General features: G+C 67.8%; 26 protein-coding genes. 15 read left to right on the forward strand and 11 right to left on the reverse strand.

What is annotated here, in order from left to right; all coding sequences use genetic code 11:
- Positions 1-32: 32 nt before the first annotated feature.
- The 12 genes from ASF53_RS07260 (at position 33) to folK (ending at position 9,471) form a co-directional block, all read left to right on the forward strand.
- Positions 33-311, forward strand: coding sequence for a hypothetical protein (locus ASF53_RS07260; protein ID WP_286134190.1), 279 nt, complete (start codon positions 33-35; stop codon positions 309-311).
- 108 nt (positions 312-419) lie between these two features.
- Positions 420-2,054 carry a sensor histidine kinase gene (locus tag ASF53_RS07265; RefSeq protein ID WP_056196213.1) on the forward strand — a complete coding sequence of 545 codons (1,635 nt, stop codon included), beginning with the start codon at positions 420-422 and terminating at the stop codon, positions 2,052-2,054.
- Complete coding sequence (locus ASF53_RS07270; RefSeq protein WP_012453681.1) at positions 2,051-2,758, forward strand: response regulator transcription factor; 708 nt, start codon at positions 2,051-2,053, stop codon at positions 2,756-2,758. The genes ASF53_RS07265 and ASF53_RS07270 overlap by 4 nt, the downstream gene beginning before the upstream one ends.
- Positions 2,759-2,987: 229 nt before the next feature.
- Positions 2,988-3,077, forward strand: coding sequence for a pyrroloquinoline quinone precursor peptide PqqA (pqqA, locus tag ASF53_RS07275; RefSeq protein ID WP_012317526.1), 90 nt, complete (start codon positions 2,988-2,990; stop codon positions 3,075-3,077).
- 47 nt (positions 3,078-3,124) lie between these two features.
- Complete coding sequence (gene pqqB / locus ASF53_RS07280) at positions 3,125-4,024, forward strand: pyrroloquinoline quinone biosynthesis protein PqqB (RefSeq protein WP_056196217.1); 900 nt, start codon at positions 3,125-3,127, stop codon at positions 4,022-4,024.
- A 166-nt stretch (positions 4,025-4,190) separates the two neighbouring features.
- Positions 4,191-5,297: a pyrroloquinoline-quinone synthase PqqC gene (gene pqqC / locus ASF53_RS07285; protein WP_056196220.1), complete on the forward strand. Its 1,107-nt coding sequence runs from the start codon at positions 4,191-4,193 to the stop codon at positions 5,295-5,297.
- Positions 5,294-6,448, forward strand: coding sequence for a pyrroloquinoline quinone biosynthesis protein PqqE (gene pqqE / locus ASF53_RS07290; RefSeq protein WP_056196223.1), 1,155 nt, complete (start codon positions 5,294-5,296; stop codon positions 6,446-6,448). The genes pqqC and pqqE overlap by 4 nt, the downstream gene beginning before the upstream one ends.
- Complete coding sequence (locus ASF53_RS07295; RefSeq protein ID WP_056196226.1) at positions 6,445-7,197, forward strand: hypothetical protein; 753 nt, start codon at positions 6,445-6,447, stop codon at positions 7,195-7,197. Before pqqE ends, ASF53_RS07295 begins: the two co-directional genes overlap by 4 nt.
- Positions 7,178-7,543, forward strand: coding sequence for a hypothetical protein (locus ASF53_RS07300; RefSeq protein WP_056196231.1), 366 nt, complete (start codon positions 7,178-7,180; stop codon positions 7,541-7,543). Before ASF53_RS07295 ends, ASF53_RS07300 begins: the two co-directional genes overlap by 20 nt.
- Positions 7,544-7,743: 200 nt before the next feature.
- The gene (gene folP, locus ASF53_RS07305; RefSeq protein WP_056196234.1) at positions 7,744-8,613 is read left to right on the forward strand and encodes a dihydropteroate synthase; all 870 of its coding nucleotides are present in this window, start codon (positions 7,744-7,746) and stop codon (positions 8,611-8,613) included.
- Positions 8,606-8,998 (forward strand): dihydroneopterin aldolase, encoded by a 393-nt coding sequence (folB, locus tag ASF53_RS07310; RefSeq protein WP_056196238.1) that lies wholly within the window; start codon positions 8,606-8,608, stop codon positions 8,996-8,998. The genes folP and folB overlap by 8 nt, the downstream gene beginning before the upstream one ends.
- Positions 8,995-9,471, forward strand: coding sequence for a 2-amino-4-hydroxy-6-hydroxymethyldihydropteridine diphosphokinase (gene folK / locus ASF53_RS07315; protein ID WP_056196239.1), 477 nt, complete (start codon positions 8,995-8,997; stop codon positions 9,469-9,471). Before folB ends, folK begins: the two co-directional genes overlap by 4 nt.
- A 48-nt stretch (positions 9,472-9,519) precedes the next feature.
- On the opposite strand, the gene xoxJ is transcribed toward folK, so the two are convergent.
- From xoxJ to ASF53_RS07345, 6 genes are all read right to left on the reverse strand, one after another.
- Positions 9,520-10,374, reverse strand: a complete 855-nt coding sequence (gene xoxJ, locus ASF53_RS07320) for a rare earth element methanol dehydrogenase accessory protein XoxJ (protein ID WP_056196241.1) — start codon at positions 10,372-10,374, stop codon at positions 9,520-9,522.
- On the reverse strand, positions 10,374-10,925 hold the full coding sequence (gene xoxG / locus ASF53_RS07325) for a methanol metabolism c-type cytochrome XoxG (protein WP_200943179.1): 552 nt from the start codon (positions 10,923-10,925) through the stop codon (positions 10,374-10,376). The genes xoxJ and xoxG overlap by 1 nt, the downstream gene beginning before the upstream one ends.
- Before the next feature lie 193 nt (positions 10,926-11,118).
- Positions 11,119-12,924: a lanthanide-dependent methanol dehydrogenase XoxF1 gene (gene xoxF1, locus ASF53_RS07330; protein WP_056155863.1), complete on the reverse strand. Its 1,806-nt coding sequence runs from the start codon at positions 12,922-12,924 to the stop codon at positions 11,119-11,121.
- 705 nt (positions 12,925-13,629) lie between these two features.
- Positions 13,630-14,403, reverse strand: coding sequence for an ABC transporter ATP-binding protein (locus ASF53_RS07335; RefSeq protein WP_056196246.1), 774 nt, complete (start codon positions 14,401-14,403; stop codon positions 13,630-13,632).
- A complete protein-coding gene (locus ASF53_RS07340) occupies positions 14,384-15,118 on the reverse strand; it encodes an ABC transporter permease (protein ID WP_056196250.1) in 735 nt (244 codons plus the stop codon). Before ASF53_RS07340 ends, ASF53_RS07335 begins: the two co-directional genes overlap by 20 nt.
- 63 nt (positions 15,119-15,181) lie before the next feature.
- Positions 15,182-16,177, reverse strand: coding sequence for an ABC transporter substrate-binding protein (locus ASF53_RS07345; protein ID WP_056196253.1), 996 nt, complete (start codon positions 16,175-16,177; stop codon positions 15,182-15,184).
- 257 nt (positions 16,178-16,434) lie between these two features.
- Between ASF53_RS07345 and ASF53_RS07350 the strand changes: the two genes are divergently transcribed.
- Positions 16,435-16,812, forward strand: a complete 378-nt coding sequence (locus ASF53_RS07350) for a 4a-hydroxytetrahydrobiopterin dehydratase (protein ID WP_056196258.1) — start codon at positions 16,435-16,437, stop codon at positions 16,810-16,812.
- A 100-nt stretch (positions 16,813-16,912) separates the two neighbouring features.
- Here ASF53_RS07350 and ASF53_RS07355 read toward each other — a convergent pair whose 3' ends face one another.
- Positions 16,913-17,842: an NAD(P)-dependent alcohol dehydrogenase gene (locus ASF53_RS07355; RefSeq protein ID WP_056196262.1), complete on the reverse strand. Its 930-nt coding sequence runs from the start codon at positions 17,840-17,842 to the stop codon at positions 16,913-16,915.
- An 85-nt stretch (positions 17,843-17,927) separates the two neighbouring features.
- Between ASF53_RS07355 and ASF53_RS07360 the strand changes: the two genes are divergently transcribed.
- Both ASF53_RS07360 and ASF53_RS07365 read left to right on the forward strand, forming a co-directional pair.
- On the forward strand, positions 17,928-18,530 hold the full coding sequence (locus ASF53_RS07360; RefSeq protein ID WP_056196265.1) for a TetR/AcrR family transcriptional regulator: 603 nt from the start codon (positions 17,928-17,930) through the stop codon (positions 18,528-18,530).
- Between the two features lie 76 nt (positions 18,531-18,606).
- Complete coding sequence (locus tag ASF53_RS07365) at positions 18,607-19,854, forward strand: alpha/beta hydrolase (protein ID WP_082482530.1); 1,248 nt, start codon at positions 18,607-18,609, stop codon at positions 19,852-19,854.
- Between the two features lie 113 nt (positions 19,855-19,967).
- Here ASF53_RS07365 and ASF53_RS07370 read toward each other — a convergent pair whose 3' ends face one another.
- The 4 genes from ASF53_RS07370 to ASF53_RS07385 all read right to left on the reverse strand — a co-directional run bounded on the left by ASF53_RS07370 (position 19,968) and on the right by ASF53_RS07385 (position 26,184).
- Complete coding sequence (locus ASF53_RS07370; RefSeq protein ID WP_003597628.1) at positions 19,968-20,942, reverse strand: HpcH/HpaI aldolase/citrate lyase family protein; 975 nt, start codon at positions 20,940-20,942, stop codon at positions 19,968-19,970.
- A 187-nt stretch (positions 20,943-21,129) separates the two neighbouring features.
- On the reverse strand, positions 21,130-23,898 hold the full coding sequence (locus ASF53_RS07375; RefSeq protein ID WP_056196268.1) for a phosphoenolpyruvate carboxylase: 2,769 nt from the start codon (positions 23,896-23,898) through the stop codon (positions 21,130-21,132).
- A gap of 200 nt (positions 23,899-24,098) precedes the next feature.
- Positions 24,099-24,989, reverse strand: a complete 891-nt coding sequence (sucD, locus tag ASF53_RS07380) for a succinate--CoA ligase subunit alpha (RefSeq protein ID WP_056196273.1) — start codon at positions 24,987-24,989, stop codon at positions 24,099-24,101.
- A gap of 22 nt (positions 24,990-25,011) precedes the next feature.
- Positions 25,012-26,184: a malate--CoA ligase subunit beta gene (locus ASF53_RS07385; protein WP_003597633.1), complete on the reverse strand. Its 1,173-nt coding sequence runs from the start codon at positions 26,182-26,184 to the stop codon at positions 25,012-25,014.
- Positions 26,185-26,624 lie beyond the last annotated feature (440 nt).

Consider the following 26,624-nt stretch of genomic DNA (forward strand, 5'->3'; position numbering starts at 1 on the left):
AATGACTTGCCGGCCTGCCGGATTCTCCCACCTTGCCTTGGACCAAGGCGCGGGACACCGATCCGGTCGAGCCGACCGCGCCCCTCCGAGCCGAGGCCGCGCGCATGTTCCTGCTCCTGTCCGTCTGCCTGATCGCCCAGCCGGCGAAGTGCCACGACGAGCGGATCAACCTGAACTACGACAATCCGAACCCTTTCCTGTGTCTGCGCAACTCGCAGAGCACGCTCGCGGCGTGGCAGGAGGAGCATCCGGACTATCACGTGAAGAGTTGGCGCTGCGCCCCCAGGGCGAGCCTGCCGAACGACCTGTAGGAACGATCGACGAGCGGACCGGGAAAAGCCGGCAATGCGAGCCGGCTTGAGACCCTGCCCCGGCGGTGACATGGTCCGCCCGCCGCTGCTGCGGCGGAGAGGGAGACCATGCGTTCGCTGAGAGTCCGGTTCGCTCTCCTGCTCGGCGGCACGGCGTTGATCGCCCTGCTGGCGGCGACCGGCGTGCTGTGGTCGATCCGGCTGACTGAGAACGTCATCGAACGGACGCTGGCGGCCCAGCACCGGCTGGAGCTTCTGGCGGAACTGTCGGGGCGGCTGGCGCAGTACGGCTTTGCCGCCATCGAGAGCGTCGGCAATCCGGACGCGCCGCCCGAAGCCCTGTCGGTGACCCGCGACCGGGTCGATCAGGCGCTCAACCATGTCGATGACGCCATCGGCAGCGGCATGGCGACCAGCGCCAACCTGGAGGACCGGATCCAGTACGTCGCCCGCACCCGGCCGCTGGCCAATGTGCGCGCGGCCCGCGCGATGCTCGACCGTCAGGTCACCCTGGTGCGGCGCGAGGCCGATCCGGATCGTCGCAAGACGGCGATGCAGGGCGCGCTCAACGCCTTCGGCGCGATGACGGGACCGCCGCTCTCCCTGCTGATCGAGACCGAGCGGCGCAGCATGGCCGCCGGCTCCGAGGCGGCCCGGACGCTGTCGCGGCGGCTCACCGCCGCCGCGCTGGCCGCGACGGTGTTGGCGCTCGCCTTCGTCGGGGTGCTCTACCGTTCGGTCACGCGCCCGACCCTGGCGCGGATCGAGGAGATCCGCCGGGCGGCCGGGGCCGTCGGCAGCGGCGCGCTCGAAACCCGGCTCTCGGTCGAGACCCGCGACGAACTCGGGCTTCTGGTCGCGAACTTCAACCGCATGGCGGCGCGGCTCGCTCGCCGCGAGAGCCGGCTCGCCGCCGACCGCGCCGCGCTGGAGGAGACGGTGGAAGCCCGCACCGCCGACCTGCGTGCGGCCAACGAGCGGCTAGAGATGGTGGATCGCTCCCGGCGCCGCTTCTTCGCCGATGTCAGCCACGAGTTGCGCACGCCGCTCACGGTGATCCTGGGCGAATGCGACCTCGCCCAGCGCTCGGCGGAGCGCGCCGCCGGCCGAACCGTGGATTACGGACCGGTCTTCACCACCATCCGCAAACGGGCGCAGCGTCTCAAGCGGCGGGTCGAGGATCTGCTGCGGGTGGCCCGCTCGGAATCCGGCCAGATCGAGCTCGACCGGCGCGCCGTGAGCGCCGTCGAGGTGCTGACCGATGCCGTCGATAGCGCCGGCTCGGAAGCCGCCCGCCGCCGGGTCGAGCTGGTGCTGGAACCGGGCGACCACGACATCGAGATCGCCGCCGATCCGGAATGGCTCCGTCAGGTTGTCGAGAGCCTGATCGACAACGCCCTGCGCCACGCCACCGGCCTGACCCGCATCACCGTCTCGTTGAGCGGGCGCGACACGTCGCAGGGCAGCCGGGCGCTGGTCACGATCGACGATGACGGCCCCGGCTTTCCCGCGGGCGGGGACGGGCTGTTCGAGCGCTTCCGCCGCGAGGCCCGATCGGGAGAAGCGGGATTCGGCATAGGTTTAGCGCTGGCGCGATGGGTCATTGAGCGCCATGATGGTGCGATCAGCCTCGGCCAAGCCGAACACGGCGGCGCGCGGGTGGTCATCGACCTGCCCTCGCTCGACGATGGCGTCGCATCGGAATCCGACGGGGCAGGACACGAGAGGATCGGCGCCGCATGACGACGCGCGTATTGATCGTTGAGGATGACATCGACATCCGCGGCATCCTGGCCCGCGGCCTGGAGGCGGAAGGGTTTTCCGTCGGCGTGGCCGGCCGGGTCGAGGACGCGCTGAGTGCCGCCCGCGACGACGCGCCGGAGGCGGTGGTGCTCGACATCACCCTGCCCGACGGGTCCGGCCACGATGTCTGCCGCTCCTTGCGCGAGGGCGGCTATCCCGGCGCGATCCTGTTCCTGAGCGCCCGCGACGAGGTGCGCGACCGGGCCGAGGGGCTGGCGCTCGGCGCCGACGACTACATCGTCAAGCCGTTCGTGTTCGACGAATTGCTGGCCCGGCTCCAAGTCCACCTGCTGCGCCGCCGCGAGGCGGACACCCCGCGCACCGTCTTCACCGCCGGCCGGCTGACCCTCGACGTGAACATCCGTCAGGTCAGCTTCGGCGAAGCCTCCGCGCGCCTCACCCCGCGCGAGGCGGAGTTGCTCGCCCTGCTGATGCAGGAGGTGAACCGGCCGATCTCGCGCGGCGAAATCTTCGACCGGCTCTGGGCGAGCCAGGGCGGCCTCTCCCTCAACGTCGTCGATGTCTATGTCGGCTACTTACGCTCGAAGCTCTCGGATTTCGTGCGGCTCGGCGGCCCGGTGATCGTCACGGTGCGCGGCAAGGGCTTCATGCTCGATCTGCGCGGCCAGGATTTCCGCCATTGACCCCCGCGGCATTTCGCTCTCCGACCAAAATCTAACCCTCGACTCACGCGAAGTTAGGCTGAACCCGGCGCGAACTTGGGAAGAAACGGCAAGCTGGCTCTTGCGGGCGGGGCCGGAATTGGCGATATACCTCCGGCACGCGAAAACGAGTGCGTCGCCAGTATCTTACGATCCTCTTAATCAGCGGATCGAGGGGTTCCGGCGTTTCATAAAGTCGAGGAGAGACACCATGAAGTGGGCTGCCCCCATCGTTTCCGAGATCTGCGTCGGCATGGAAGTCACGAGCTACGAGTCGGCCGAGATCGACACCTTCAACTAAGGTGATTTGAGCCGGGTCGGGGTTGCAGGCATCAGCGGGTTCTCACCATGCATGTCGTGATCCTGGGCTCGGCGGCGGGCGGCGGCGTTCCTCAATGGAACTGCCGCTGCTCCATCTGCTCCCTGGCCTGGGCGGGCGATGCCCGCGTCAGGCCGCGCACGCAGTCGAGCCTCGCCGTCTCCCCCGACGGGGAACGCTGGCTCCTGCTGAATGCCTCGCCCGACATCCGCCAGCAGATCCAGGCCAATCCGCCGATGCATCCGCGCGAGGGCCTGCGCCACTCGCCGATCCACGCGGTGCTGCTGACCAATGGCGATGTCGATCACGTCGCGGGCCTGCTGACCCTGCGTGAGGGCCAGCCCTTCACGCTCTACGCTACGCCCGGCATTCTGGCCTCCGTCTCCGACAACCGCATCTTCGACGTGATGGCCGCGGAGGTGGTGAGGCGGCAGACGATCGCCCTCGACGAGACCTTCGAGCCGGTGCCCGGCCTGTCGGTGACGCTGTTCTCCGTCCCCGGCAAGGTGCCGCTCTGGCTGGAAGACGCCTCGATGGAGATCGGGGCGGAGACCGAAACCACGGTCGGCACGATGATCGAGGCCGGGGGCAAGCGCCTCGCCTATATCCCCGGCTGCGCCCGGGTGACGGCGGATCTGAAAGCCCGCATCGCCGGCGCCGACGCGCTCCTGTTCGACGGCACGGTGCTGGAGGACGACGACATGATCCGCGCTGGTGTCGGCACCAAGACCGGCTGGCGCATGGGCCATATCCAGATGAACGGCGAGACCGGCTCGATCGCCTCCCTCGCCGATATCGAGATCGGCCAGCGGGTCTTCGTTCACATCAACAACACCAATCCGGTCCTGGTCGAGGATTCGCCCGAGCGCGCGAGCGTCGAAGAGCGCGGCTGGACCGTCGCCCATGACGGCCTGACCCTCGATCTCTGATCGGGCCGCCGTCCCAGGACGAGTCCGGTCTAGAAATTTAGTGCCGGACTGAATATGTTTTGCACGATCCAATCGCGTGGCAGCGGCCCTGCCCCGATCGGCACCGGGCCCCATTTAAAAAGAAATCCAGGAAACGCGACTCGAAGCTCGGGGGAAACCGAACGCCATGACCGCCCAATTCCCGCCGCCCGTCCCGCAAACCGAGCAACGCCTGCTGAGCCATGAGGAGCTTGAGGCGGCGCTCCGCGACATCGGCGCGCGGCGCTACCACAACCTCCACCCGTTCCACCGGCTGCTGCACGACGGCAAGCTCTCGAAGGATCAGGTCCGGGCCTGGGCGCTCAACCGCTACTATTATCAGGCGATGATCCCGGTGAAGGACGCGGCGCTGCTCGCCCGCCTGCCGGACGCGCAGCTTCGCCGGATCTGGCGCCAGCGCATCGTCGATCACGACGGCGACCATGAGGGCGACGGCGGCATCGAGCGCTGGCTCAAGCTCGCTGAAGGCGTCGGCTTCACCCGCGATTACGTGCTCTCGACCAAGGGCATTCTCTCGGCGACCCGCTTCTCGGTCGATGCCTATGTCCACTTCGTCTCCGAACGCAGCCTGCTGGAAGCCATCGCCTCCTCGCTGACCGAGATGTTCTCGCCGACGATCATCTCCGAGCGCGTCGCCGGGATGCTGAAGAACTACGACTTCATCACCAAGGACACGCTGGCCTATTTCGACAAGCGCCTGACCCAAGCCCCGCGCGACGCCGATTTCGCCCTCGATTACGTCAAGCGGCACGCCACCACGCCCGAGATGCAGCGGGCGGCCATGGATGCGCTGACCTTCAAGTGCACCGTGCTCTGGACGCAGCTCGACGCGCTCTACTTCGCCTATGTCGCCCCCGGCATGGTGCCGCCGGATGCGTGGCAGCCGGGCGAGGGCCTCGTCGCCGAGAGTAACTCCGCCGAGGCGAGCCCCGCCGCGACGACGGCAACGGCGGAACCCACCGCCTTCTCGGGCAGCGACGTGCCGCGCCTGCCCCGCGGCGTGCGCCTGCGCTTCGATGAGGTTCGCAACAAGCACGTGCTGCTTGCGCCCGAGCGCACCTTCGACCTCGACGACAACGCCGTCGCGGTCCTCAAGCTCGTCGATGGCCAGAACACGGTTTCGCAGATCGCCCGGATCCTGGGCCAGACCTACGACGCCGACCCGGCCATCATCGAAGCCGACATCCTCCCGATGCTGGCTGGCCTCGCGCAAAAAAGGGTTCTGGAGCGATGAATGCGCCGACCCCCGCCCCATCCCCCGTGGACGTCATTCCGGCGCCGGTGGGTCTGCTCGCCGAGCTGACCCACCGCTGCCCGCTGCGCTGCCCGTACTGCTCGAACCCGCTGGAGCTCGACCGGCGCTCGGCCGAGCTGGACACGCAGACATGGCTGCGGGTGCTGACGGAGGCGTCGGGTCTCGGCGTGCTGCACGTCCACCTGTCCGGCGGCGAGCCGACCGCCCGCCCCGACATCGTCGAGATCACGGCCAAATGCGCCGAACTCGGCCTGTACTCGAACCTGATCACCTCCGGTGTCGGCGGTGCGCTGGCCAAGCTCGATGCGCTCTACGACGTCGGGCTCGACCACGTGCAGCTCTCGGTGCAGGGGGTGGACGCGGCCAACGCGGAAAAAATCGGCGGCCTCAAGAACGCGCAGCCGCAGAAGATGCAGTTCGCTGCCCGCGTCACCGAACTCGGCCTGCCCTTGACGCTGAACTCGGTGATCCATCGCGGCAACATCCACGAGGTGCCGGGCTTCATCGACCTCGCGGTCAAGCTCGGTGCCAAGCGGCTGGAGGTGGCCCACACCCAGTATTACGGCTGGGCCTATGTGAACCGCGCCGCGCTGATGCCGGATAAGAGCCAGGTCGACGAGTCGATCCGCATCGTCGAGGCCGCACGCGAGCGCCTCAAAGGTCAGCTCGTCATCGACCTCGTGGTGCCGGACTACTACGCCAAGTACCCGAAGGCCTGCGCCGGCGGCTGGGGCCGCAAGCTCATGAACGTGACGCCGCAGGGCAAGGTGCTGCCCTGCCACGCCGCCGAGACCATCCCCGGCCTCGAATTCTGGTACGTCACCGACCACTCGCTCAGCGAGATCTGGACCCAATCCCCGGCCTTTGCTGCCTATCGGGGCACGTCCTGGATGAAGGAGCCCTGCCGCTCCTGCGACCGGCGCGAGAAGGATTGGGGCGGGTGCCGCTGCCAGGCGCTGGCGCTCACGGGCGACGCGGCCAACACCGATCCGGCCTGCTCCCTTTCGCCGCTGCACGCGAAAATGCGGGATCTTGCCAAGGAAGAGGCTGCCGAGACCCCGCCCGACTATATATACCGCAGCATCGGGACGAATGTGCAAAACCCGTTGAGCGAAAAGGCACCCCTTTGAGACGATCCATTCTGGCGGTCGCCCTCTCGACCGCTCTCGTGACGACGCCGTCCGCCTGGGCGGCCTCCGACACCGCTCCCGCGACAGCCCCGGACACGGCCGCCCAAGGTTCGACAAATAAGGATTCGGCGGCGAAGGGCGGCGCCGTACCGAGCGCGGGCGACCTGCTGTTCGAGCAGCCGCAGATGAAGAACACCGCGCCGGGCAGCACCCTGACCTACGATTACAGCCGCCGCAGCGGCATCGAGCGCGGGCCTTACGGGCCGCCGCTCAACGACACGATCAAATTCACGATCGAGCCCGGCAAGAGCGCCGAGAGCCGCGATATCCGCGTGCAGATGTTCTCCGGCGGCAACCGCGTCCCCGCCGGCCCGTTCAACGACATGCCCGGCAACCCCGTGCTGAGCCTGTTCCTCGAGAACCACCTTAAGGGTCTCGCCGGCCTGCTCGAGGCCAACCCGCGCTACATCAAGAACGCGATCCGCAAAGGGCTGCGCGAGAAGGCGACGGTTACGCCGACGCAGGTCACCTTCAAGGGCCGCACGCTCGAAGGCTTCCGCGTCGAGATGCAGCCCTTCCTCGGCGACCCGCTGACCGAGCGGATGCGCGGCTTCGAGACCACCACCTACACCTTCGTCGTCGCGCCGGAGGTCCCGGGCGAGATCGTCTCGCTCCAGGCACGGACCCTGAAGCCCGATGGCGGCGAACTCCTCGAAGAGAGGCTCGATTATGACCAGAAGGATTCCTGAGGCGCTCGCCGCCGCGCTGCTCGCGGCCGCGATGCTCGCCGCGCCGGCGCGGGCCGACGACAACGATTATCCGACGGATGTGCGGGCCGATTACGTGTTCGGCTGCATGGCCGCCAACGGGCAGACCCGCGAGGCGCTGGAGAAATGCTCCTGCTCCCTCGACGCGATGGCCTCGATCCTGCCCTACGACCGCTACGTCCAGGCCTCGACCATCCTGTCGATGCGCCAGGGCATCGGCCAGCGCACCGCCGCGTTCAAGTCGACCAAGATGTTCGACGACAAGGTGGCCGAGCTGCGCCGCGCCCAGGCCGAGGCGGAGATCCGCTGCTACCGCGGCGCCTCCTGAGGCACGCCGGGCCGGACGGGGTCGAGGCGGATTGGATCTGGCGTAACCGTGCCGGAGGGGCTAGAGCGTCGTTCTGGACACCCGATCCAAGACGACGCTCTAGCGTCTTGTTTTTGCATCGTCTTTTTCCGAAAGCCGGAATCCGCCTTTCGGAACGATGCTCCCGGCCGCCAAACCCGGCCCGACAGCTTTGATCCGCGATGCCACCCGACGCCTCCTCTCCGCCGACGCGCCTGAACACCCTGTTGCCCGGCCTCGGCCGGCGCACGCTGGTGATGGGCATCCTCAACGTCACGCCGGACTCGTTCTCGGACGGAGGCCGCTTCGAGGGCGTCGAGCCGGCGCGCGCCCAGGCCGCCGCGCTGACGGAGGCCGGCGCCGACATCCTCGACATCGGCGGTGAATCGACCCGCCCCGGCCACACGCCCGTCCCGGCCGCCGAGGAACAGGCCCGTGTCGTGCCCGTGATCGAGGCCGTGGCCCCCGGCCTGTCCGTCCCGATCTCGATCGACACCTACAAGGCCTCCACGGCGGAGGCCGCGCTGAAGGCGGGTGCCACCCTCGTCAACGACGTTTGGGGCTTGCAGCGCGAGCCGGACATCGCCCGCGTCGCGGCCGATCACGGCGCCCCGGTCATCATCATGCACAACCGCGAGACGATCGACGGCTCGCTCGACATCATCGCCGACATGCTGCGCTTCTTCGAGCGCTCCCTCGACATCGCCCGCCGCGCCGGCATCGCCGACGGCGACATCGTGCTCGATCCCGGCATCGGCTTCGGCAAGAGCTGGGAACAGCATCTCGAAGCCCTGCGCCGCCTGCCCGAAATTCGGGCGCTGGGCTTTCCCCTCCTCGTCGGCGTCTCGCGCAAGAGCCTGCTCGGGCGCCTGCACGACCGGGAGACGGCGCCGCAGGACCGCCTCGTCGGCTCGCTCGCGGCGCACGTGCTGGCCGGCTTGCTCGGCGCCGACATCGTGCGCGTCCACGATGTGGCGCCGCATGTCGAGGCGCTGCGGGTGCTCGACGCGGTGATGCGCCCGGATGGGGCGCGTGGGACGATTCATGGCTGACCGCATCCTCGTCCACCGCCTCGCGGTCTTCGCCCGTCACGGCGTGCTGCCGGAGGAGGAGCGGCTCGGCCAGCGCTTCTACATCTCGCTGGAATGCCGGCTCGACCTCGCGCCGGCCGGCCGCAGCGACGACGTGGCCGCCACCGTGAGTTATGCGGATCTGGCCGAGATCGCCCTCGACATCGCCACCAACCGGCGTTTCGCCCTGATCGAGGCCCTGGCCGAGACGATTGCCGAGACCTGCCTCGCGCGGTTTCCCCGGATCGAGACCATCGCGGTGCGGATCGACAAGCCGAGCGCGCCGATCCCCGTCGTGCTCGACTACGCGGCCATCGAGATCGTGCGGGGCCGCCCCGACAGAGCCGCGACGACGGAGACGAGATGACGCGCGCCTATCTCGGGCTCGGCAGCAATATCGGCGACAAGGCCGCGATGCTGGCCCAGGCCGTCGAGCATCTCGCGGCGACGCCCGGCATCCGGGTCGTGGCGCGCTCCGCCGATTACCGCACGCCGCCCTGGGGCGACACCGATCAGGACTGGTTCCTCAACGCGGCGGTCGCCATCGACACCGAGTTGACGCCGCACGGCTTGCTGGAGGTCTGCCTGTCGATCGAGGCGGCTTTGGGCCGCGTCCGCGAGCGTCGCTGGGGGCCGCGCGTCATCGACATCGACGTGCTGGCCTATGAGGGGGCACAGGTTTCCGACGAACGCCTCGTGCTGCCGCACCGCTTCGTGCGCGAGCGCGCCTTCGTGCTGGTGCCGCTCGCCGAGATCGCCCCCGACCTCGTCATCGGCGGCGAAACGGTCACGCAGGCTCTGGCGAAACTCGATTCGACGGGGATCGAACGGGCCGAATGACGAAAGGCCCGAACCGGGGTTCGGGCCTTTGTATCCTCTCTTCCGAGATCACTCGTCCGCGGCGTCGAGAGGCTTGCCGTCCTCCTCCGCCAGCAGCGGCACTTCGTAGTCCCGCAGCACCGCCTCGATGTCGGCCTTGCGCTTGCGCAGGACGGCGTTGAGGCTGCGCTTCCAGTCGTTCTCGTTGTGGCGAACGCCCATCGCGACGCGGAAGGTCAGCGGCGGCCGCCCCGGCTCGTGGAGCAGCGGCACGACATCCATCGGCGCGCCGCTCTGCTTGGCCAGCCAGCCCGCGGCCGGCCCCCAGAGGATCGCCACGTCGATCTTCTTCTCGGCGAGATCCGCGATCACTTCCGCCGCGACCGTCTGATGCTTGCGCTCGGCCCCGAACGCGTAGGGCGCGTAGGCATGGATCCGCTCGCCGACGAGCTTCAGCTCGCTCAGCCGGTTGGAGGGCGGCGTCCCGGCGATGATGCCGATCTGCTTGTCCTTCAGCCGCGGGTCGTCGAGGCGCTTGAGATCCGCCAACTCGCCCTTGCGTGCGACCAGAACGTAGGCCGAGCGGTAATAGGGGTTGGTCGCCTGGACGATGTCCCCGCCCGACGTGCCGATGATCAGGTCGCACAGGCCGGTCCCGAGGGTATTGCGGACGAAGCCGGGCCCCTGGGTCAGCCAGTAATAGCGCAGCTTGACCTTCAGTTCGTCGGCGACGATCTGCGCGATCTTGTTCTCGAAACCGCCGCCCTTGCGCTCGGAGAACGGCATGTTGCCGGGATCACTGCACACACGCAGGACATCCTGCGTGACCAGATCCGGCAGGTGCTGCGCCTGAGCGGGCCGCGCCCCTGCTGAGAGCAGGAGCGCGGCGACCGCGACCGCAACGGGTGCGCTTGAGCGGGTCATCAGCCGCCCAGGCACTCCTTCTCGACGGTCTTGGCGCTCTCGGGCTTGTCTTCCTTCTCGCCCGGACGGGCACGGCCCCAGGCACCGGCAGCGCGGGCGCGGAGGTACACGTAGAGGTCGTTGGCGTAGCACATGACGTTCTTGTTATCGCCGAAGGCGGGCATCACCTGGTTGGAGGTGTTGCTGACCTCCTGCTTGCCGCCGGCGAGGATGCCGTAGAACTCCTCGTAGGAGAGGCGCTTCAGCGAATCCTTGAGGGCGGGCGCGTAGGTCGAGCCCATGCCGTCCGGGCCGTGGCAGACGTGGCACTCGGCGTGATAGCGGCGATAGCCGGAATAGGTGAACCAATCGACCTTCTTGCCGTCGTTGGTAATGTGGAAGGTCGGGTGACCGTCCTTATCGAAGTACTTGCCTTCCTCTTCTTTCACCGCCGCGGCGGCCTTGAGCACCGGCTCGTCGATCTCTTTGGCGTTCGGATCGAGCTTGTTGGTGAGTTCGGGCTTGGCGTCCTGGGCGAAGGCAACGGTGGCGGCGGGAACCGCTCCGAGCAAGGCTGCACCGACGAGACCAAGAAGAGCGGTTCTTTTCATCGAAGACAACGACGTTTCTCCCGAGACCATCATGTTGCACCGCAACGTAAACTGTGCGGCTACCAAGCAGGCCCTACAGCATAATCATAAAATCATAAAGATGCCGGCGCGATTTCTCGCGCCGGCATCCTTTAGGCTCTATGTCGCAAGCGACTTAGTTGTTCGGCAGAGCGAACACCGTGAGCTGGCCACCGAGGTTGGTGTAGCTCGACAGGGCCGCATAGCCACCCACCGCGCCGAGACCAGCGTTCGGGTCGGTCAGGCCGGCCGCGAGGCCGATGCCGGCCCAGCCGCCGACGCCCGAGAGCACGGCGACGTGCTGCTTGCCCTTGTGCTCGTAGGTCATCACGTTGCCGATGATGCCCGACGGGGTCTTGAACTTGTAGAGTTCCTTACCCGTCTTCGAGTCGACGGCCTTCAGGTAGCCTTCGAGCGTGCCGTAGAAGACCACGTCACCGGCCGTGGCCAGCGCGCCGCCCCATGCCGAGAACTGCTCGGGGTTGGACCACTTGATCTTACCGTTCACGCCGTCCCAGGCGATGAAGTTACCCATGCCGCCGTGCGAGCCGGGGGCCGGGTACATCGAGAGGGTCGCACCGACATAGGGCTGGCCCGGGGTGTAGGTGACCCGGAACGGCTCGTAGTCCATGCAGACGTGGTTGGTGGGCACGTAGAACAGGTTGGTCTTGGGCGAGAAGGCCGCCGGCTGCTGGTCCTTGGTACCGAGCGCCGCCGGGCAGATGCCCTTCGAGTTCACGTCCTCGCCGTTCTGCTCGGTCGAGTACTTCGACACGACCAGCGGACGGCCGTAGGTCTTGGAACCCTTGTCCATGTCGACCTTGGTGGCCCAGTTCACGACCGGATCGAACTTCTCGGCGACGAGCAGCTCACCGGTGGCGCGATCGAGCGTGTAGCCGAAGCCGTTACGGTCGAAGTGCGTCAGAAGCGGACGATCCTTGCCGTCGATCTTCTGATCCGTGAGGATCATCTCGTTGATGCCGTCGAAGTCCCACTCGTCGTGGGGGGTCATCTGGTAGACCCACTTGGCCGCGCCGGTGTCGGGGTTACGCGCCCAAATGGTCATCGACCACTTGTTGTCGCCCGGACGCTGCTTCGGGTTCCAGGTCGAGGGGTTGCCCGAGCCGTAATACATCAGGTCGAGCTTGGGATCGTAGGAGAACCAGCCCCAGGTGCAGCCGCCGCCGGTCTTCCACTGATCGCCTTCCCAGGTCTTCAGCGAGGAGTCCTTGCCGACCGGCTTGCCGAGATGGGTCGTCTTCTCCGGGTCCATGATCATGTCGGCGTCGGGGCCCTGGGAGTGGCCGCGCCACACTTTCTTGCCCGACTTCAGGTCGTAGGCGGTGACGTGGCAGTTCACGCCGAACTCGCCGCCGGAGATGCCGACGATGACCTTGTCCTTCACCGGGAGAACGGTGGCGGTGTTGGTCTCACCCTTGGACGGGTCGCCGTTCTTGACCGACCAGTTCACCTTGCCGGACTTGGCGTCGAGCGAGACGAGCGTGGTGTCGGCCTGGTGCAGGAGGATCGCGCCGTCGGCATAGGCCAGACCACGGTTGACCGTGTCACAGCACATGACCGGGATCACGGACGGATCCTGCTTCGGCTCGTACTTCCACACGATCTTGGCGCCCTGGTCGAGGTCCAGCGCGTAGACGATATTCGGGAAGGGGGTGTGGACGTACATGATGTTGCCGACGACGAGCGGGGAGCCCTCGTGGCCGCGCAGCACGCCGGTCGAGAAGGTCCAGGCGACCTGGAGGTTCTTGACGTTGCTGGCGTTGATCTGGTCGAGCTTGGAATAGCGGGTGTTGGCGTAATCGACCGTCTGAAGCACCTGCTCCGCCGGGTTGGCGATGCCCTTCATGACGCTTTCGTTGGCCAGGGCCGGGCTTGCAGCCGCGAGACCCGCACCGAGTGCGAGGAGATGTACCGCTCTCATGGATTCCTCCGACAAGTCTTATCCGCCGCTGGATAGCAGCCCGCTACCCAGCGTTGATTGACCTGCTGTTTGCGACAGGGATGATATTCGCCTCGGCAGCTCGCGCCCGCCGCACAGAAATTAGGATTATTCCATAGTTTCCGGCGACTTACCCGGCTGGGTCCGCATCCCTTAGCGGCTCCCTGGAACCGAAGCTTGAACGAACTCTAAGAAAATTTCGGGCGCCGTCAACTCGCTTTCGTGCGTCGAATGTCGCACTCGCGCTGGCCTTTATCAGGAAACTTGCCTGCTCAATTTTGCTTTTTGCACCGCACAATTTGATGGGCGGCGCACACTTCTCAAGTTTGTTTTGACGAGCTTCACGCCTCTACCACGGATACGAATGCACTGCTCGCATGGGATGATCAAATTTTCCCATCGCCCATGCGCCCGCGGCACTTTAATTCCTGCTCGCGGGGCGCGGCGCGCCTGCTTGCGATGCCGCACTGCAAACAATCCGGCTCCTCAAAGGCTGCACCGACGGGGTCCTCCGCTGCTCGATCAGCCTCCTGCCGACCGGGAAATTTTTGCAATGAACCGCTCCGTTTATCCTTAAGGAACGGCAGCCATCCCCAACGGGGCAGCGCAGAGCGGGCTGCGGCCGCCTCCGATGCCCCATCGACGCGTCGGCGACCTCGGCCGCACGCGATTCTCTCGGGCGTGATTCTACTGAGCGACGATGCCGGGAAAGCGGGCGGCCAGATCCTGGCGGGTTGCATCGGCCCAGAGGCGGTCCCGCTCGCCGCGTGGCCGGTCGAGGGGCAGGCTCGCCAGCAGCCGGGCCGGCCGGGGCGAGACCAGCAGCAGACGGTCGGCGATCTCGATGGCCTCGGCCACGTTATGCGTCACCATCAGCGCACTCGTGCCGGTCTCGGCCACCGCCTCGACCACCAGCGCGCGCAGGGAGGCGGCCGCCGCATCGTCGAGGGAGACGAAGGGCTCGTCGAGGACGAGGATGCGCGGCTCCAGCGCCAGCGCCCGCGCCAGCGCGACCCGGCGCTGCATCCCAAGTGAGAGCGCGCCGGGATAATGCGCGCGCCACGCGGCGAGGCCGAGCGAGGCGAACAGGCCGTCGAGATCGCGCCCCCGGCGCTCGCGCGGCAGGCCGAGCCGCACATTCTGCTCGATGGTGCGCCAGGGCAGGAGGCGCGGATCCTGAAACACCATCGCGATGCCGGCCTCGGAGGGGTCGGGCGTCACGCTGCCCTCGAAGTCGCGGTCGAGGCCGAGCAGGATGCGCAGCGTCGTGGTCTTGCCCGCGCCCGACGGCCCGATCAGGCAGGTGATCTCGCCGGCATGGAGTTCGAAGGCGAGGCCGCGCACCGCCTCGACGGCCTCCGTGCGCGCCTTGCGGCCAGGCTTGCGGTAGACCTTGCGGTCCACCCGCACCGTGAGCAACGGCGCCGTCTCCGCGCCGGGTTCAGCGCCAGCGGCGGACATGTGCGTCGAGGGGCTGGAGGAGGAGGGAGTCGAGGGCGAGCATGACGCTCATGAAGACGAGGCTATAGCCGATCACCGCGGTGACGTCGAAGAGGGTGAAGTAGTAGTTGATGGCAAAGCCGACCCCGTTGGGACGGCCCAACAGTTCCACCAACAGCACGATCTTCCAGGCGAGCGAGATGCCGGAGCGCGCCGCCGCCACCATGAAGGGCTGGAGCTGCGGCAGCAGCACATGGGCGATCCAGGTCCGCCGGTCGAAGCGGTAGGTCGTCGCCATCTCCTCCAAGCCGGAGTCGAGGCCGCGGGCGCCCTCGCGCATGATGACGGCGACATTGGGCAGCTTGTTGAGCGCCACCGCGACGATGGCCGCGGTCTCGGTCAGCCCGAGCCAGACATAGGCCAGCACCGTGATGACGAGGGCCGGCGTGTTGAGGACGACGAGAAGCGGGGTATCGAGCAGCCGGTCGGCGAGGCGCGAGCGGCCGAGCGCGATGCCGAGCAGCACGCCGAGGCTCATGGCGATCACGAAGGAGACCGCGACCCGGGCGAGCGTGACGCCGACATTGAAGAACAGGGTGCCGCTCTGCGCCTCGCGCAGGATGAAGGCGAACACCGCGCTCGGCGACGGCAGGGTCCGCGTGTCGGCATAGGCGGAGAGGCCCTGCCAGAGGACGAGGAGGACGGTGAGGGAGAGGAGGCGCGCGAGCAGGGCCATGCGCACGGTCAGAGGACCAGGACCGGGGCCGGAGCCGTCATCGGCAAGGTGATCGCCAAGTCTTCAGCCGTTGCCCGAAGCATCGAGATAGAGGTCCGGCGGCAGGCTCTTGCCGACGCCGAGGAGTTGCGCGCCCGCGAGCCGGTCCAGGGCGGCGTAGATGCGCTCGCCATCCGCACGCTCGGCGGCGATGGGCCGGCGCGGGATGCCGGCGAGGAAGTCGCGCTTGAGCGCGGTGAAGGTGGCGTCGTCCTCCGCCGCCATCAGCGGGCGGACCGTCTCCCACAGGGCCGGCTCGTTCGCCAGCGCGTCCTTGGCGGCGGCCGAGGCGCGGGCGAAGCCGCGCACCACCTCGCCCCGGTCGGCCACGGTGTGGCCCTCGTAGAGATAGCCGATCAGCGAAACGGCGCCCTTGGCGCCGAAGGCCCGCATCACGTCGTCCGCCGAGATCAGCCGCTTGAAACCCTTGGCTTCGAGGCGGGCGCAGAACTGCCAGTAGAGCAGGGCCGCATCGAGTTCGCCGGTCTCCAGCTTCTGCGCCAGCAGTGGTGGCGCGCCGTAGGCGATCTGCGCGACGTTCTCGAGGTCGAGCCCCGCCGTCTCGCGGCCCTGTGCCCGCAGCAGGATCCAGTTCTTGTCGAGCGCGCCGCCCGCCACCCCGAGCCGCTTGCCCGAGAGCCCCTTCAGATCCGTGATCGGACTTCCGGCGGGCACCATCAGCGCGCCCTCGGTGGTGGAATAGGGCGAGAAGCGCACGCCCCGCCCCTCATTGCCGAGGCGGGCGGCGAAGATCAGGTCGCCGACGATGGCATCGACCTGACCGCCGAGGAAGGCGATGCGGGCGGCGTCGTTGCCGGCGAGCTTGACGATATCGAGGGTGAAGCCGTTGGCCGTGTCGAGGCCGCGCGCCTTGATGATCGCGGCCTCCCAGGCGGCGGTGCCGAAGGGCAGCACGCCGAGCCGGAACGTCTCGCCCGCCGCCTGCGCGCGGCAGACCGTCGGCAGCGCCGCCGCCAGCGACAGAGCCGCCGTCGCGAGCATTCCGCGCCGTGACAGCATGGGCGTCCTCATGAATTATCGGTCAGGCCGTTCCGTCCCCGGCGGGGGCGGACGGGTTCTGTTGAATTTTTTAATAGGGAATCGCTCCCGCCCCGTCCACAGCCGGCCCCGGCGTTTCCGCTGCGGCATGCGCGCGTCCGATCGCTGCGATCGCCGCTTGCGCATGCGCCGGTCCCGAAGCAGGTTTTCGCATCATCTTTTTCCGAAAGCCGGCGACCACCTTTCGGGATGATGCTCTATTCGACGGGAGGGTAACGATGACTCAAGCGCGTGAAGGCGTCCTCGACGACGCCACGGTCGAGCGGCGGCTCAAGGAAGAGCTTCCGCAGTGGCGGCTGGAGGAGGGCTGGATCCGGCGGACCTACAAGACCGCCTCCTGGAAGAGCACGCTGATGGTGATCAACACCGTGGGCCATCTGGCGGAAGCCGCGTGGCACCACCCCGATCTCACCGCCTCCTATGCCTGGGTCGAGGTACGGCTGATGAATCACGCGGCCAAGGGCATCACCGAGAAGGATTTCGCCCTGGCCCGGAAGATCGAGGAGGTGGTGGGCTGGCAGCCGGGCACGGAGGGCGCCGGGCTGGAAGGCACGCCGACCGATCCGCGCTTCGCCTACATCAAGTACGACAAGTAGGATCCGGGCCGGCCCGGCGGACATCTCGGGCCGGTCGCGGCCGGGCGGCATGGGAGGGGAGACGCGTCCGTCCTCCCCCACGGTCCGCGCTCGATCCGGCTCAGAAGACGAGCACGGTCTTGCCGGCGCGGCGCGGCCCGGTTTCCGCCTCCGTGATCGCGGTCAGTGCCTCGCTGAACGGCGCCTCCCGGCCGACATTCGGGCGCAAGGCCCCTTCCTGCGCGAGCCGCGCGATCGCGGGGAGATGCTTGAGCCCGGCATTCGCGAAGGCGAGCCGGTAGCGTCGCGACAGAAATCCGCGCAGCATCCGGGCCGGGGTGGGGTTGATGTCGATGAAGACGCCCTTGGGCGCCAGCATCGCCAGTCCGACGCCGGCATCGAGCGTCCCGATCGTATCGAAGACGGCATCGAACCGGGCCCCCGGTATCGCGGCCTTCACATCGGAATAGGCGAGGATCGAGGTCACGCCGGCCGCCCGCGCCGTGTCGATTGAGTCCGGTCCGCATGTGCCCGTCACCTCGGCGCCGTGGGCGACCGCCAGTTGGCTCGCGAAGGCACCGACGGCGCCTGCGCATCCATGGATGAGGATGCGGGTGCCGGCCCCCACCTGCGCCTTGTCGAGGAGGGCGACCCAGGCCGTCATCGCCGCGATGGGAAGGCTGGCCGCCTCACCGAAGGAGAGCCGCGACGGCTTTGCCGCGAGGTGGGCAGCGTTCACGATGATCGTCTCGGCAAAGGCGCCGGACTTCTTGAAGTCGATGCTGCCGAACACCGCATCACCAGCCTGCACGTGCCGCACCGCCGCGCCGGTGGCCTCGACGATCCCGGCAAAATCCGTCCCCATCGCCCGTGGGAAGCGCCGGCCGGTCACGAGCCGCATCGCTCCCCGACGAAGCTTCCAGTCGAACGGGTTGATCGCGGCAGCGCGGGTCGCGACCCGCACCTCGTCATCGCGCAGAGGGGGCAGGTCGCACTCGGCGATCGCCATCACCTCGGGTCCGCCGTAACGGTCGTATTGCACACGTTTCATCGCCACTCCGGGGCTCTCACGACCGAGGCAATTAATGCACTAAGTGCAAATTTGCAATCAGTGCAAAAATCGCTATGCCGAAGGGATGGAGCTGACGGAATCAGGCCAGGAAGGCCGGCGGGAGCGGAAGCGGCGCGAGACGCATCGGCGCGTCACCGAAGCGGCGCTGGGGCTGTTCGCCAGCCAGGGATATGAGGCGACGACGCTCGACGCGATCGCCGAGGCCGCGGGCATCGCCCGGCGCACCTTCTTCCACTACTTCGCCTCGAAGGAAGCGATCCTGGCGGCGTGGCAGAGCGATCTGCCGGAGGTGTTCCGCGACGCCCTCCTGAACGAGCCGATCGACCAATCCCCGCTCGACGCGGTGCTGCGCGTCCATCTGAAGCTCGCCGCCCATTACGATGACGGTCAGGCGATCGTCATCGACCGGATCATCCGTTCGAACGCGCAGCTCCGCGCCGGCAACCAAGCCAAGTACCTGCATCTCGAACAGGTGACCGCCGAGGCACTGCACCGGCTCTGGCCGGAGCCTGAGCGACGCAACGCCCTGCGCATGGTCGCGATGGTTTCCGTCGGCGCCCTGCGGCTTGCCATCGAACGCTGGTCCGAAGGCGAAGGGCGGCCGCCGCTCACCGCGCATCTGCGGGACGCCTTCGCGGACCTGCGCACCGCGCTGTCCGGCGTTTGAGCCCGCTGCGCGCCTTCGCGGATCGGCGGTGCAGCGCCTGCCCCCGCAACCACCGCCCCGCTTCGAGAGACCGGAGATGACATCGTTGCGCGTGTTGCACGTCCTGCTGGCGCTCGGGCTTCTGATCGCGCCGGGTGCGCGCGCCGGTGCCGAACCCGGCGGGCCGCCCCCGGATGCGCCCAGCTTCTCCGATTACCGGCAGCGGACGCTCGACCTGCTGCGGAGCCGCCGCGGCTCAGCGCAGTCGGAGACGGCGGTGGCCCTGAACGCCCCGCGCGAGTGGCGCCCCGCCCCATCGAAGAAAGCGGGACCGACGAAGGGAATCCTGCTGGTGCACGGGCTCGGGGACTCGCCCTGGTCCTTCCACGATGTCGCCCGGGAACTCGCCGCCGACGGCTTTCTCGTTCGTACCGTGCTGCTGCCCGGCCACGGCACCCGGCCCGAGGACATGCTCGACGTCGAATTGGAGCAGTGGCAGCAGGTCGTGCGGGAGCAGGCAGAGGCGCTCCGCCGCGATGCCGGGGAAGTCTATCTCGGCGGCTTCTCCACAGGTGCCAACCTCGTCACCGAATACGCCTATAGCCACGACGACATCGCCGGATTGCTGCTGTTCTCTCCGGCCTTCCAATCGGCCGTGGCGCTCGATTGGGTCGCGCCGCTGATCGTCCGGTTCCGCCCGTGGCTGCTGACGCCCGACGGGCGCATGCCGCTCCAGAACGCGGTGCGCTACTTCACGGTGCCGACCAACGGGTTCGCGCAGTTCTATCGCAGCAGCCAAGCCGTGCGACAGCGCCTCGATGCGCGCGCCTATGACAAGCCGGTCTTCATGGTCGTGGCCCGGCACGATTCGGTGCTCGACGCCGAGGCCCTGCTCGACACGTTCCGGACCCGCTTCACCCATCCGGCGAGCCGCCTGATCTGGTACGGCGCAGCACCGGCACTGCCGGAGAGCGAGGCGCGCATCCTCGTGCGCACCGACCGGCTGCCGGAGCGGCGCATCAGCCAGTTCTCGCATATGGGCGTGCTGTTCAGCCCCTCGAACCGTCTCTACGGCGAGCACGGCACGGACCGCATCTGCTGGAACGGGCAGGACGAGGCGGCGACCCAAGCCTGTGCGCGCGGCGCGGAGGTCTGGTACGCGGACTGGGGCTACCGCGAGGCGGACAAGATCCACGCGCGGCTGACCTTCAATCCCTATTTCGCGTGGCAATCCGCCGTCATGACATCCGTGCTGGACAGCGCGGGATCGCCTCGCCAACGGCGTCCGGGAGCGCGTCGCGGTGCTGTCGCCGACGGATCGTCCGGCGGACGGCTCGCGCACTGACCCCGGTACCGGAAGGCTGATGCCGCCCAGGCCACGGCCCCGACCGAACGCACCCCCCCATACGAAAATGGCCGGGCGAACCCGGCCATTCCCTCACTTGATGCGGAAAGAGCTTACTTGCCGCCCATCGCGTCGGCCTTCTGGATCAGCGCCTCGGCCATGCGGATCGAGGCGATGTCGATGAGGCGGCCGTCGAGCGAGACGGCGCCGCGGCCGGCCTTGGCGGCCTCTTCCATGGCCTCCAGAATGCGGCGGGCCTTGGTGACCTCGGCCTCGGAGGGGGTGAACACCTCGTTGGCGAGATCGATCTGCGAAGGATGGATCGCCCACTTGCCCTCAAAGCCGAGCGCGGCGCAGCGGCGGGCCGCCGAGGTGTAGCCGTCCGGATCGGAGAAGTCGCCGAACGGGCCGTCGATCGGGCGCAGGCCGTAGGCACGGCAGGCCACCAGCATGCGGTTCTGGGCGAACAGCCACGGATCCTGCCAGTGGGTCTGGCGGTTGCCGGCCTCGTCCTTGTCGGTGAGCACGCTGTAATCGGCGTTGACGCCGCCGATCACGGTGGAGCGGGCGCGGGTGGAGGCGGCGTAGTCGGCCACCCCGAAGGACATCGCCTCAAGGCGCTTGGACGAGGTCGCGATCGCCTCGACATTGGCCATGCCGAGCGCGGTCTCGATCAGCACCTCGAAGCCGATCTTCTTCTCGCGCTTCTTGGCCTGCTCGATCTGCGTCGTCAGCACGTCGATGGCGTAGACGTCGGCCGGCACGCCAACCTTGGGGATCAGGATCATGTCGAGGCGCGGGCAGGCCTCCACGATGTCCACCACGTCGCGGTACATGTAGTGGGTGTCGAGACCGTTGATGCGGATCATCATGGTCTTGTTGCCCCAATCCAGGTCGTTGAGCGCCTGGATGATGTTCTTGCGGGCCTGCTCCTTGTCGTCGGGCGCAACCGCGTCCTCGAGATCGAGGAAGATCACGTCGGCCTTCGAGGCGGCCGACTTCTCCATGAAGGTCGGGTTGGAGCCGGGAACCGCGAGTTCGGAGCGGTGCAGGCGCGGGGTGGCCTGCTGGATCAGGGTGAAGCTCATGGGGAATCCTCCGTTCTGTGAGACCGTCTTGTCGTGCGCGCGGTCACGCCTGGGAGACGCATGCCGCACTTGAAAAGCATCGCCCTTTTCCGAAAGCCGGCGGCCACCTTTCGGGACGATGTTCTATCTCGCGCGCCCGAGCCGGCCGTCCAGCCGGGCCCGGAACACGTCGCCGAGATTGTATGCATTATCCAGTCGCACCGAAGCCGACGGCGATGCAGTTGATCGACAGCAGCAGCGCGGACTTCACCGCCTCGCGCTTGTCCTCGTCGGTCTCGTTGCGGTAGCGGCGCAGCAGCTCGACCTGCTCGCGGCTGACCTGATTGATGGTCGGCAGCCGCCCGCGCAGGCGTTCGCTGAATTGCGGGAAGCGCTGAGCGAGTTCGCTGTCGCCCGACACCCGCAGGACCATCGTCCGCGTCAGCGCGTATTCCGCTTCGATCATCCCGAAGATGCGGGCGCGAATACCCTCGTCCTCGACGAGGCCGGCATAGTCGCGGGCGATTTCGAGATCGACCATCAGCAGGGTCTTCTCGACCTCGTCGAGGACGAGGCGGAACACCCGGCAATCCCGGAACAGCCGCTTCAGTAGGGCTTCGCCCGCCTCGCCGCGGACATCGATGAAGCTCTTGAGCCCCGAGCCGACACCGTACCAGCCGGTGATGACGTGCCGGTTCTGCGACCACGCGAACACCCAGGGGATCGCGCGCAGATCCGAGAGCGACTTGGCGCCGAAGCGCCGGGCCGGGCGCGAGCCGATATTGAGCAGCGAGATCTCGTCGAGCGGACTCGCCGCCTGGAAGTAATCGACGAGGCCCTCGGCCTGGAGCAGGTTGACATAGGCCGCCCGCGAGGCGCCGGAGAGCGCCTCCAGCGCGTCGTCGAATTCGGCGCGCGAGCCGTTGCCGTTGCCCTCCGAGAGGAGCGCGTGCTCGAAGACGGAAGCCGCCAGCAGCTCCATCTGGTAGGCGGCGGTGCCGCGATTGGCGTATTTGAACGAGACGACCTCGCCCTGCTCGGTGATGCGGAAGCGGCCCTGAATCGAGCCCGGCGGCTGGGCGGCGATGCCGCGATGGGTCGGCACGCCGCCGCGGCTCACCGAACCGCCGCGGCCGTGGAAGAAGGCGATCGGCACGCCGAGATGGTTGCCGAGCACGGTGAGCCGCACCTGCGCCTTGTAGAGCTCCCAGTTCGAGGCGATGAAGCCGCCATCCTTGTTGGAATCGGAATAGCCGATCATCACTTCCTGCACCCCGCCCTGCCAGCGGGTGGAGCGGCGCACCACGGGGATGCCGAGCAGCTCCTTCATGATGGCCGGGGCGGCGCGCAGGTCGTCGATGGTCTCGAACAGCGGCACGATCGGCAGCGGGCAGATCTCGGTGCCCGTCGCGTCGAGGAAGATGCCAGCCTCCTTGGCCAGCAGGTAGGCGCCGAGCACATCGACGGTGGAGCGGGTCATCGACAGGATGAAGGCGCCGAAGGCCTCGCGGTCGAGGGTGTCGCGCATCTCGCCGACCAGCGCGAAAGTCGCGAGCGTCTCGCGCGCGTCGTCGGGCAGACGGTCGGCGAAATCCTCGAACGAGGTTTCGGGTGTGCGCGGCCGGGCCAGCTCGGTGAGCAGCCAGTCCTTCCAGGCCGGCGAATCCAGCTCCGGCGGCTCGCGGTCGCCGTTGCGCAGCTTCCAAAGCGCATGCAGCGTCTTGGTGGTGCGGGTCGAGTTCTCGCGCAGATCGAGCCGCACGGTCGAGAAGCGGAAGATCTCGACCATCCGCCGCACGGGCCGCACGATGTCGGTGGCGAGCGCCCCGCATTTGGCGTCGGCCAGCCCCTTCTCCAGGGTGCGCAGATCGTTGATGAGCCCGTCCGCGCTCGGATAATCCGGGCCGACCGAGCGGGCGCCCTTGTTGCGGGCGATCGTCGCTTCAAGCTTGCGCAGCACGCAGGAGAGGAACTGGCGGTAGGCCTCGCCGGGATTGCGGTTGGCGATCGCCCGCGCGTCGCCGGACTCGGCCAGCATATGCGCGAGTTCGCTGCGGAAGGTCTCGGGCACCGGCAGCGAGCGTTCGGTAATCGAGAGCACTCGGCCGAGATGGGTGATGCCGTCGCGGTAGCGCCGCAGCGACGCCAGGGCGTTGCGCTGAAGCGTCTCGCGGGTCACGCTGGCGGTGACGTAGGGGTTGCCGTCGCGGTCGCCGCCGATCCAGCTTCCGAACTGGAAGAAGGGCGGCACCTCGAAGGTCTCGTCGGGATAGTACTGCGCGAGGCTCTCTTCGAGCGAGAGCAGCATCTCGGGCAGCATCTCGAACAGGGTCTCGTCGAAGAAGTGCAGGCCCCAAGCGACCTCGCGCTCGACGGTGGCCTTCTCCAGATGCAGCTCGCCCGTCATCCAGATCAGCTCGATCTGGTCGCGCAGCTCGTTCATCAGGCCGTTGCGCTCGCGCTCGGTCCAGCGCGGCAGTTCCAGCTCGCGCAGCACGAGGTAGATCCGGCGCAGCTTCTCCAGCACCGTCACCCGCTTGCCCTCGGTGGGATGCGCGGTGATGGTCGGGCGGATGCGCAGATCCTTGAGCAGCGCGTGGATCTGCTGCGGGCCGATGCCCCGGGCGGAGGCCTCGGCCAACACCTTGGCGAAGGAGCCGTTCAGCGCCTCGCGGCCCTGGTCGCGCTCGACATGGCGGCGGCGGCGCATGGCCGCGTTCTGCTCGGCGATCGAGACGAGCTGGAACCAGATGCCCTGCACCTGAAGCGCGCGCGCCAGCATCTCCGGCGTGAAGGAAGAGATGTCGGCGCGGCCGTGCAGCACGTCCTCCAGCTCGGGATCGTGGCGGCGGGCCACGTCGAGCAGGGCGTGGAACAGGATGTCGAGGGCGTCTTCGGTGGCCGTGCCGGTGATGACCGGCGGCGCGAAGGTCGTGTCGGTCGCGGCTGACGGCCGGGCGTGCAGCGTCTTGGTCATGGGATCCCCCCTGGCGAGGTTCTTTTTGTCGGACTCCCGTGGACAGGCCTGCGGGACGGTGGATCACTCCGATCCACGAGGCCCCTCCTCCCGAGCGCGAGGCCGAAGCGAGGAGGGGCGGGTCGTTCAGGGTCAGGTGAGGCGGTGCCGTTCGCACCACCCCAAAGCCCCCTCCCCGCACGGAAGAGGGGACGGGCGGATCACGCCGCGCGGGCGAGCACGTCGGCCACGGTGCTGCCGAAGGAGCCCGGATCGGGCGCCACGGTCAGGCCATAAGAGCGCATGATCTCGGCCTTCTCCGCGGCGCTGTCGCCGGTCGCCGAGATGATCGCGCCGGCATGCCCCATGCGGCGGCCCTTGGGGGCGGTGAGGCCGGCCACGAAGCCGATCACGGGCTTGGAGAAGTTCTCCTTGATCCAGGCCGAGGCCTCGGCCTCCTGCGGACCGCCGATCTCGCCGATCATCAGCACGGCCTCCGTCTCGGGATCCTGCTCGAACAGAGCGAGGTGGTCGAGGAAGGAGGAGCCATTGATCGGATCGCCGCCGATGCCGACGGAGGTCGAGATGCCGATGCCAAGCTCCTTCATCTGCGCGGCGGCCTCGTAGCCGAGGGTTCCGGAGCGGGAGATGACGCCGACCTTGCCCGGCAGGTAGATGTGGCCGGGCATGATGCCGAGCATCGACTTGCCCGGCGAGATGATGCCCGCGCAGTTCGGGCCCACCACCATCGTGCGCTTCTCCTTGGGATAGCGCCGCAGGTAGCGTTTCACCCGCATCATGTCCTGAGCGGGGATGCCGTCGGTGATCGAGCAGACGAGCTTGAGGCCGGCATCGGCCGCCTCCATGATCGCGTCCGCCGCGAAGGGGGGCGCCACGAAGGTGATCGAAGTGGTGGCGCCGGTCGCCTCCACGGCCTCCTTGACGGTGTTGAACACCGGCACGCCGCAATGGGTCTTGCCGCCCTTGCCCGGGGTGACGCCGCCGACGACGTTGGAGCCGTAGGCGATCATTTCCTTGGCGTGGAAGGTGCCCTTGTCGCCCGTGATACCCTGGACGATGATCGGGGTCTTCTCGTCGATGAGAATGCTCATGGCGTGATTCCTCCCCCGTTCGTCAGTGCTTGGCGCCGTGGCAGGCTTCGACAGCCTTGCGCGCGGCTTCCGTAAGGGTGTCGGCGGTGATGAGGTCGAGCCCGCTCTCGGCGAGGATCTTCTTGCCCTCGTCGACGTTCGTGCCGGCGAGCCGCACGATGAGCGGTACGTCGATCTTCACCTCGCGCGCGGCCTTCACCACGCCCTCCGCGACCCAGTCGCAGCGGTTGATGCCGGCGAAGATGTTGACGAGGATCGCCTTCACGTTGCGGTCGGACAACACGAGCCGGAAGGCCGTCGCGACGCGGTCGGGCGAGGCGCCGCCGCCGACATCGAGAAAGTTCGCCGGCTCACCGCCCGCGTGCTTGATCATGTCCATGGTCGCCATGGCCAGGCCCGCGCCGTTGACGATGCAGCCGATTTCGCCCTCGAGGCCGATATAGCTGAGATTGTGCTCGGCGGCCTGGGCCTCGCGGGGATCGCCCTGCGACGGGTCGTGCATGTCCGCGATGTTGCGGCGGCGGAACAGGGCGTTGTCGTCGAAGGACATCTTGGCGTCGAGCGCCAGCACCCGGTCGTCCTTGGTGACGACGAGCGGGTTGATCTCCAGCATGGTGCCGTCGCAGTCGCGGAACGCCCGGTAGGCGTTCATGATGGTCTTCACCGCGGCCGAGACCTGCTTGATGTTGAGGCCGAGCTGGAACGCGATCTCGCGGGCCTGGAACTGCTGCAGGCCCACCGCCGGCTCGACCACGACCTGGATCAGCGCCTCGGGCTCCTTGGCCGCGATCTCCTCGATGTCCATGCCGCCGCGCTGGGAGGCGATGACGCGGACGCGCTCGGCCTTCCGGTCCAGCACGTAGCCGAGATAGAGTTCACGCTCGAACGGATCGGCGGTCTCGACGTAGACGCGCTGTACCGGCTTGCCCTCGGGGCCGGTCTGGAGCGTTACGAGGCGTTTTCCCAGCAGGTCGCGGGCGGCGTCGCGCACTTCGTTGTAGGTGCGGCAGAGCTTGATCCCACCGGCCTTGCCGCGGGCGCCGGCATGGATCTGGGCCTTCACCGCCCAGAACGAGCCACCGAGCTCGGTCGCCGCATAGACCGCCTGATCCGGGCTGAAGGCCACGGCGCCCTTCGGGACGGCGACCCCGAAGCTCGCGAGCAGCTCCTTGGCTTGGTACTCGTGAACGTCCATCGAGACCTCCTTCGCGTTTCCGTCGTTTTTGTTGGGCCGACCTTCGCGGAAAAATTACTTTTCGGGAAGCGGGTCAGCTCTCAATTTTTTCTTTTGTAGTGCTTCAGTTTGCTTGCCCGTCAGTGACTTAGCGGGCTTCTAAACTGAGGATCGGGCGGTGCGGGCACTGGGGGTTTAGCAACGCTCGTCCTGCCCTTGCCCTCATCCTGAGGTGCCCGCGTGAGCGGGCCTCGAAGGATCGTCCAGAAATCGCGCGGGTCCTGGAGGATCCTTCGAGGCCGCTTCGCGGCACCTCAGGATGAGGGGCAGGGTTGGACGGCGGACATCCGCTCTCGGTCCTTGCGCTCCCTTGTCATGGCGAGGCGGGGCCGAAGCAATCGAGGGCTCAGCCCTGCCCGGAAACGTCGTTCCGCTGGATCGCTTCGCATCCCTCGCGATGA

This window comes from Methylobacterium sp. Leaf123, assembly GCF_001423405.1.
Lineage (GTDB): Bacteria > Pseudomonadota > Alphaproteobacteria > Rhizobiales > Beijerinckiaceae > Methylobacterium.

What these genes read in the sequence shown, in the direction of transcription:
- ASF53_RS07375 (WP_056196268.1), bottom strand. Translation starts at nt 23,898, where the DNA reads ATGACCAAGACGCTGCACGCCCGGCCGTCAGCCGCGACCGACACGACC.
- pqqA (WP_012317526.1), top strand. Translation starts at nt 2,988, where the DNA reads ATGAAGTGGGCTGCCCCCATCGTTTCCGAGATCTGCGTCGGCATGGAA.
- pqqE (WP_056196223.1), top strand. Translation starts at nt 5,294, where the DNA reads ATGAATGCGCCGACCCCCGCCCCATCCCCCGTGGACGTCATTCCGGCG.
- ASF53_RS07365 (WP_082482530.1), top strand. Translation starts at nt 18,607, where the DNA reads ATGACATCGTTGCGCGTGTTGCACGTCCTGCTGGCGCTCGGGCTTCTG.
- xoxJ (WP_056196241.1), bottom strand. Translation starts at nt 10,374, where the DNA reads ATGACCCGCTCAAGCGCACCCGTTGCGGTCGCGGTCGCCGCGCTCCTG.
- folB (WP_056196238.1), top strand. Translation starts at nt 8,606, where the DNA reads ATGGCTGACCGCATCCTCGTCCACCGCCTCGCGGTCTTCGCCCGTCAC.
- sucD (WP_056196273.1), bottom strand. Translation starts at nt 24,989, where the DNA reads ATGAGCATTCTCATCGACGAGAAGACCCCGATCATCGTCCAGGGTATC.
- ASF53_RS07340 (WP_056196250.1), bottom strand. Translation starts at nt 15,118, where the DNA reads ATGGCCCTGCTCGCGCGCCTCCTCTCCCTCACCGTCCTCCTCGTCCTC.
- ASF53_RS07270 (WP_012453681.1), top strand. Translation starts at nt 2,051, where the DNA reads ATGACGACGCGCGTATTGATCGTTGAGGATGACATCGACATCCGCGGC.
- ASF53_RS07370 (WP_003597628.1), bottom strand. Translation starts at nt 20,942, where the DNA reads ATGAGCTTCACCCTGATCCAGCAGGCCACCCCGCGCCTGCACCGCTCC.
- ASF53_RS07350 (WP_056196258.1), top strand. Translation starts at nt 16,435, where the DNA reads ATGACTCAAGCGCGTGAAGGCGTCCTCGACGACGCCACGGTCGAGCGG.
- ASF53_RS07355 (WP_056196262.1), bottom strand. Translation starts at nt 17,842, where the DNA reads ATGAAACGTGTGCAATACGACCGTTACGGCGGACCCGAGGTGATGGCG.
- ASF53_RS07265 (WP_056196213.1), top strand. Translation starts at nt 420, where the DNA reads ATGCGTTCGCTGAGAGTCCGGTTCGCTCTCCTGCTCGGCGGCACGGCG.
- pqqB (WP_056196217.1), top strand. Translation starts at nt 3,125, where the DNA reads ATGCATGTCGTGATCCTGGGCTCGGCGGCGGGCGGCGGCGTTCCTCAA.
- ASF53_RS07345 (WP_056196253.1), bottom strand. Translation starts at nt 16,177, where the DNA reads ATGCTGTCACGGCGCGGAATGCTCGCGACGGCGGCTCTGTCGCTGGCG.
- ASF53_RS07385 (WP_003597633.1), bottom strand. Translation starts at nt 26,184, where the DNA reads ATGGACGTTCACGAGTACCAAGCCAAGGAGCTGCTCGCGAGCTTCGGG.
- ASF53_RS07300 (WP_056196231.1), top strand. Translation starts at nt 7,178, where the DNA reads ATGACCAGAAGGATTCCTGAGGCGCTCGCCGCCGCGCTGCTCGCGGCC.
- xoxF1 (WP_056155863.1), bottom strand. Translation starts at nt 12,924, where the DNA reads ATGAGAGCGGTACATCTCCTCGCACTCGGTGCGGGTCTCGCGGCTGCA.
- pqqC (WP_056196220.1), top strand. Translation starts at nt 4,191, where the DNA reads ATGACCGCCCAATTCCCGCCGCCCGTCCCGCAAACCGAGCAACGCCTG.
- folP (WP_056196234.1), top strand. Translation starts at nt 7,744, where the DNA reads ATGCCACCCGACGCCTCCTCTCCGCCGACGCGCCTGAACACCCTGTTG.
- folK (WP_056196239.1), top strand. Translation starts at nt 8,995, where the DNA reads ATGACGCGCGCCTATCTCGGGCTCGGCAGCAATATCGGCGACAAGGCC.
- ASF53_RS07360 (WP_056196265.1), top strand. Translation starts at nt 17,928, where the DNA reads ATGGAGCTGACGGAATCAGGCCAGGAAGGCCGGCGGGAGCGGAAGCGG.
- ASF53_RS07335 (WP_056196246.1), bottom strand. Translation starts at nt 14,403, where the DNA reads ATGTCCGCCGCTGGCGCTGAACCCGGCGCGGAGACGGCGCCGTTGCTC.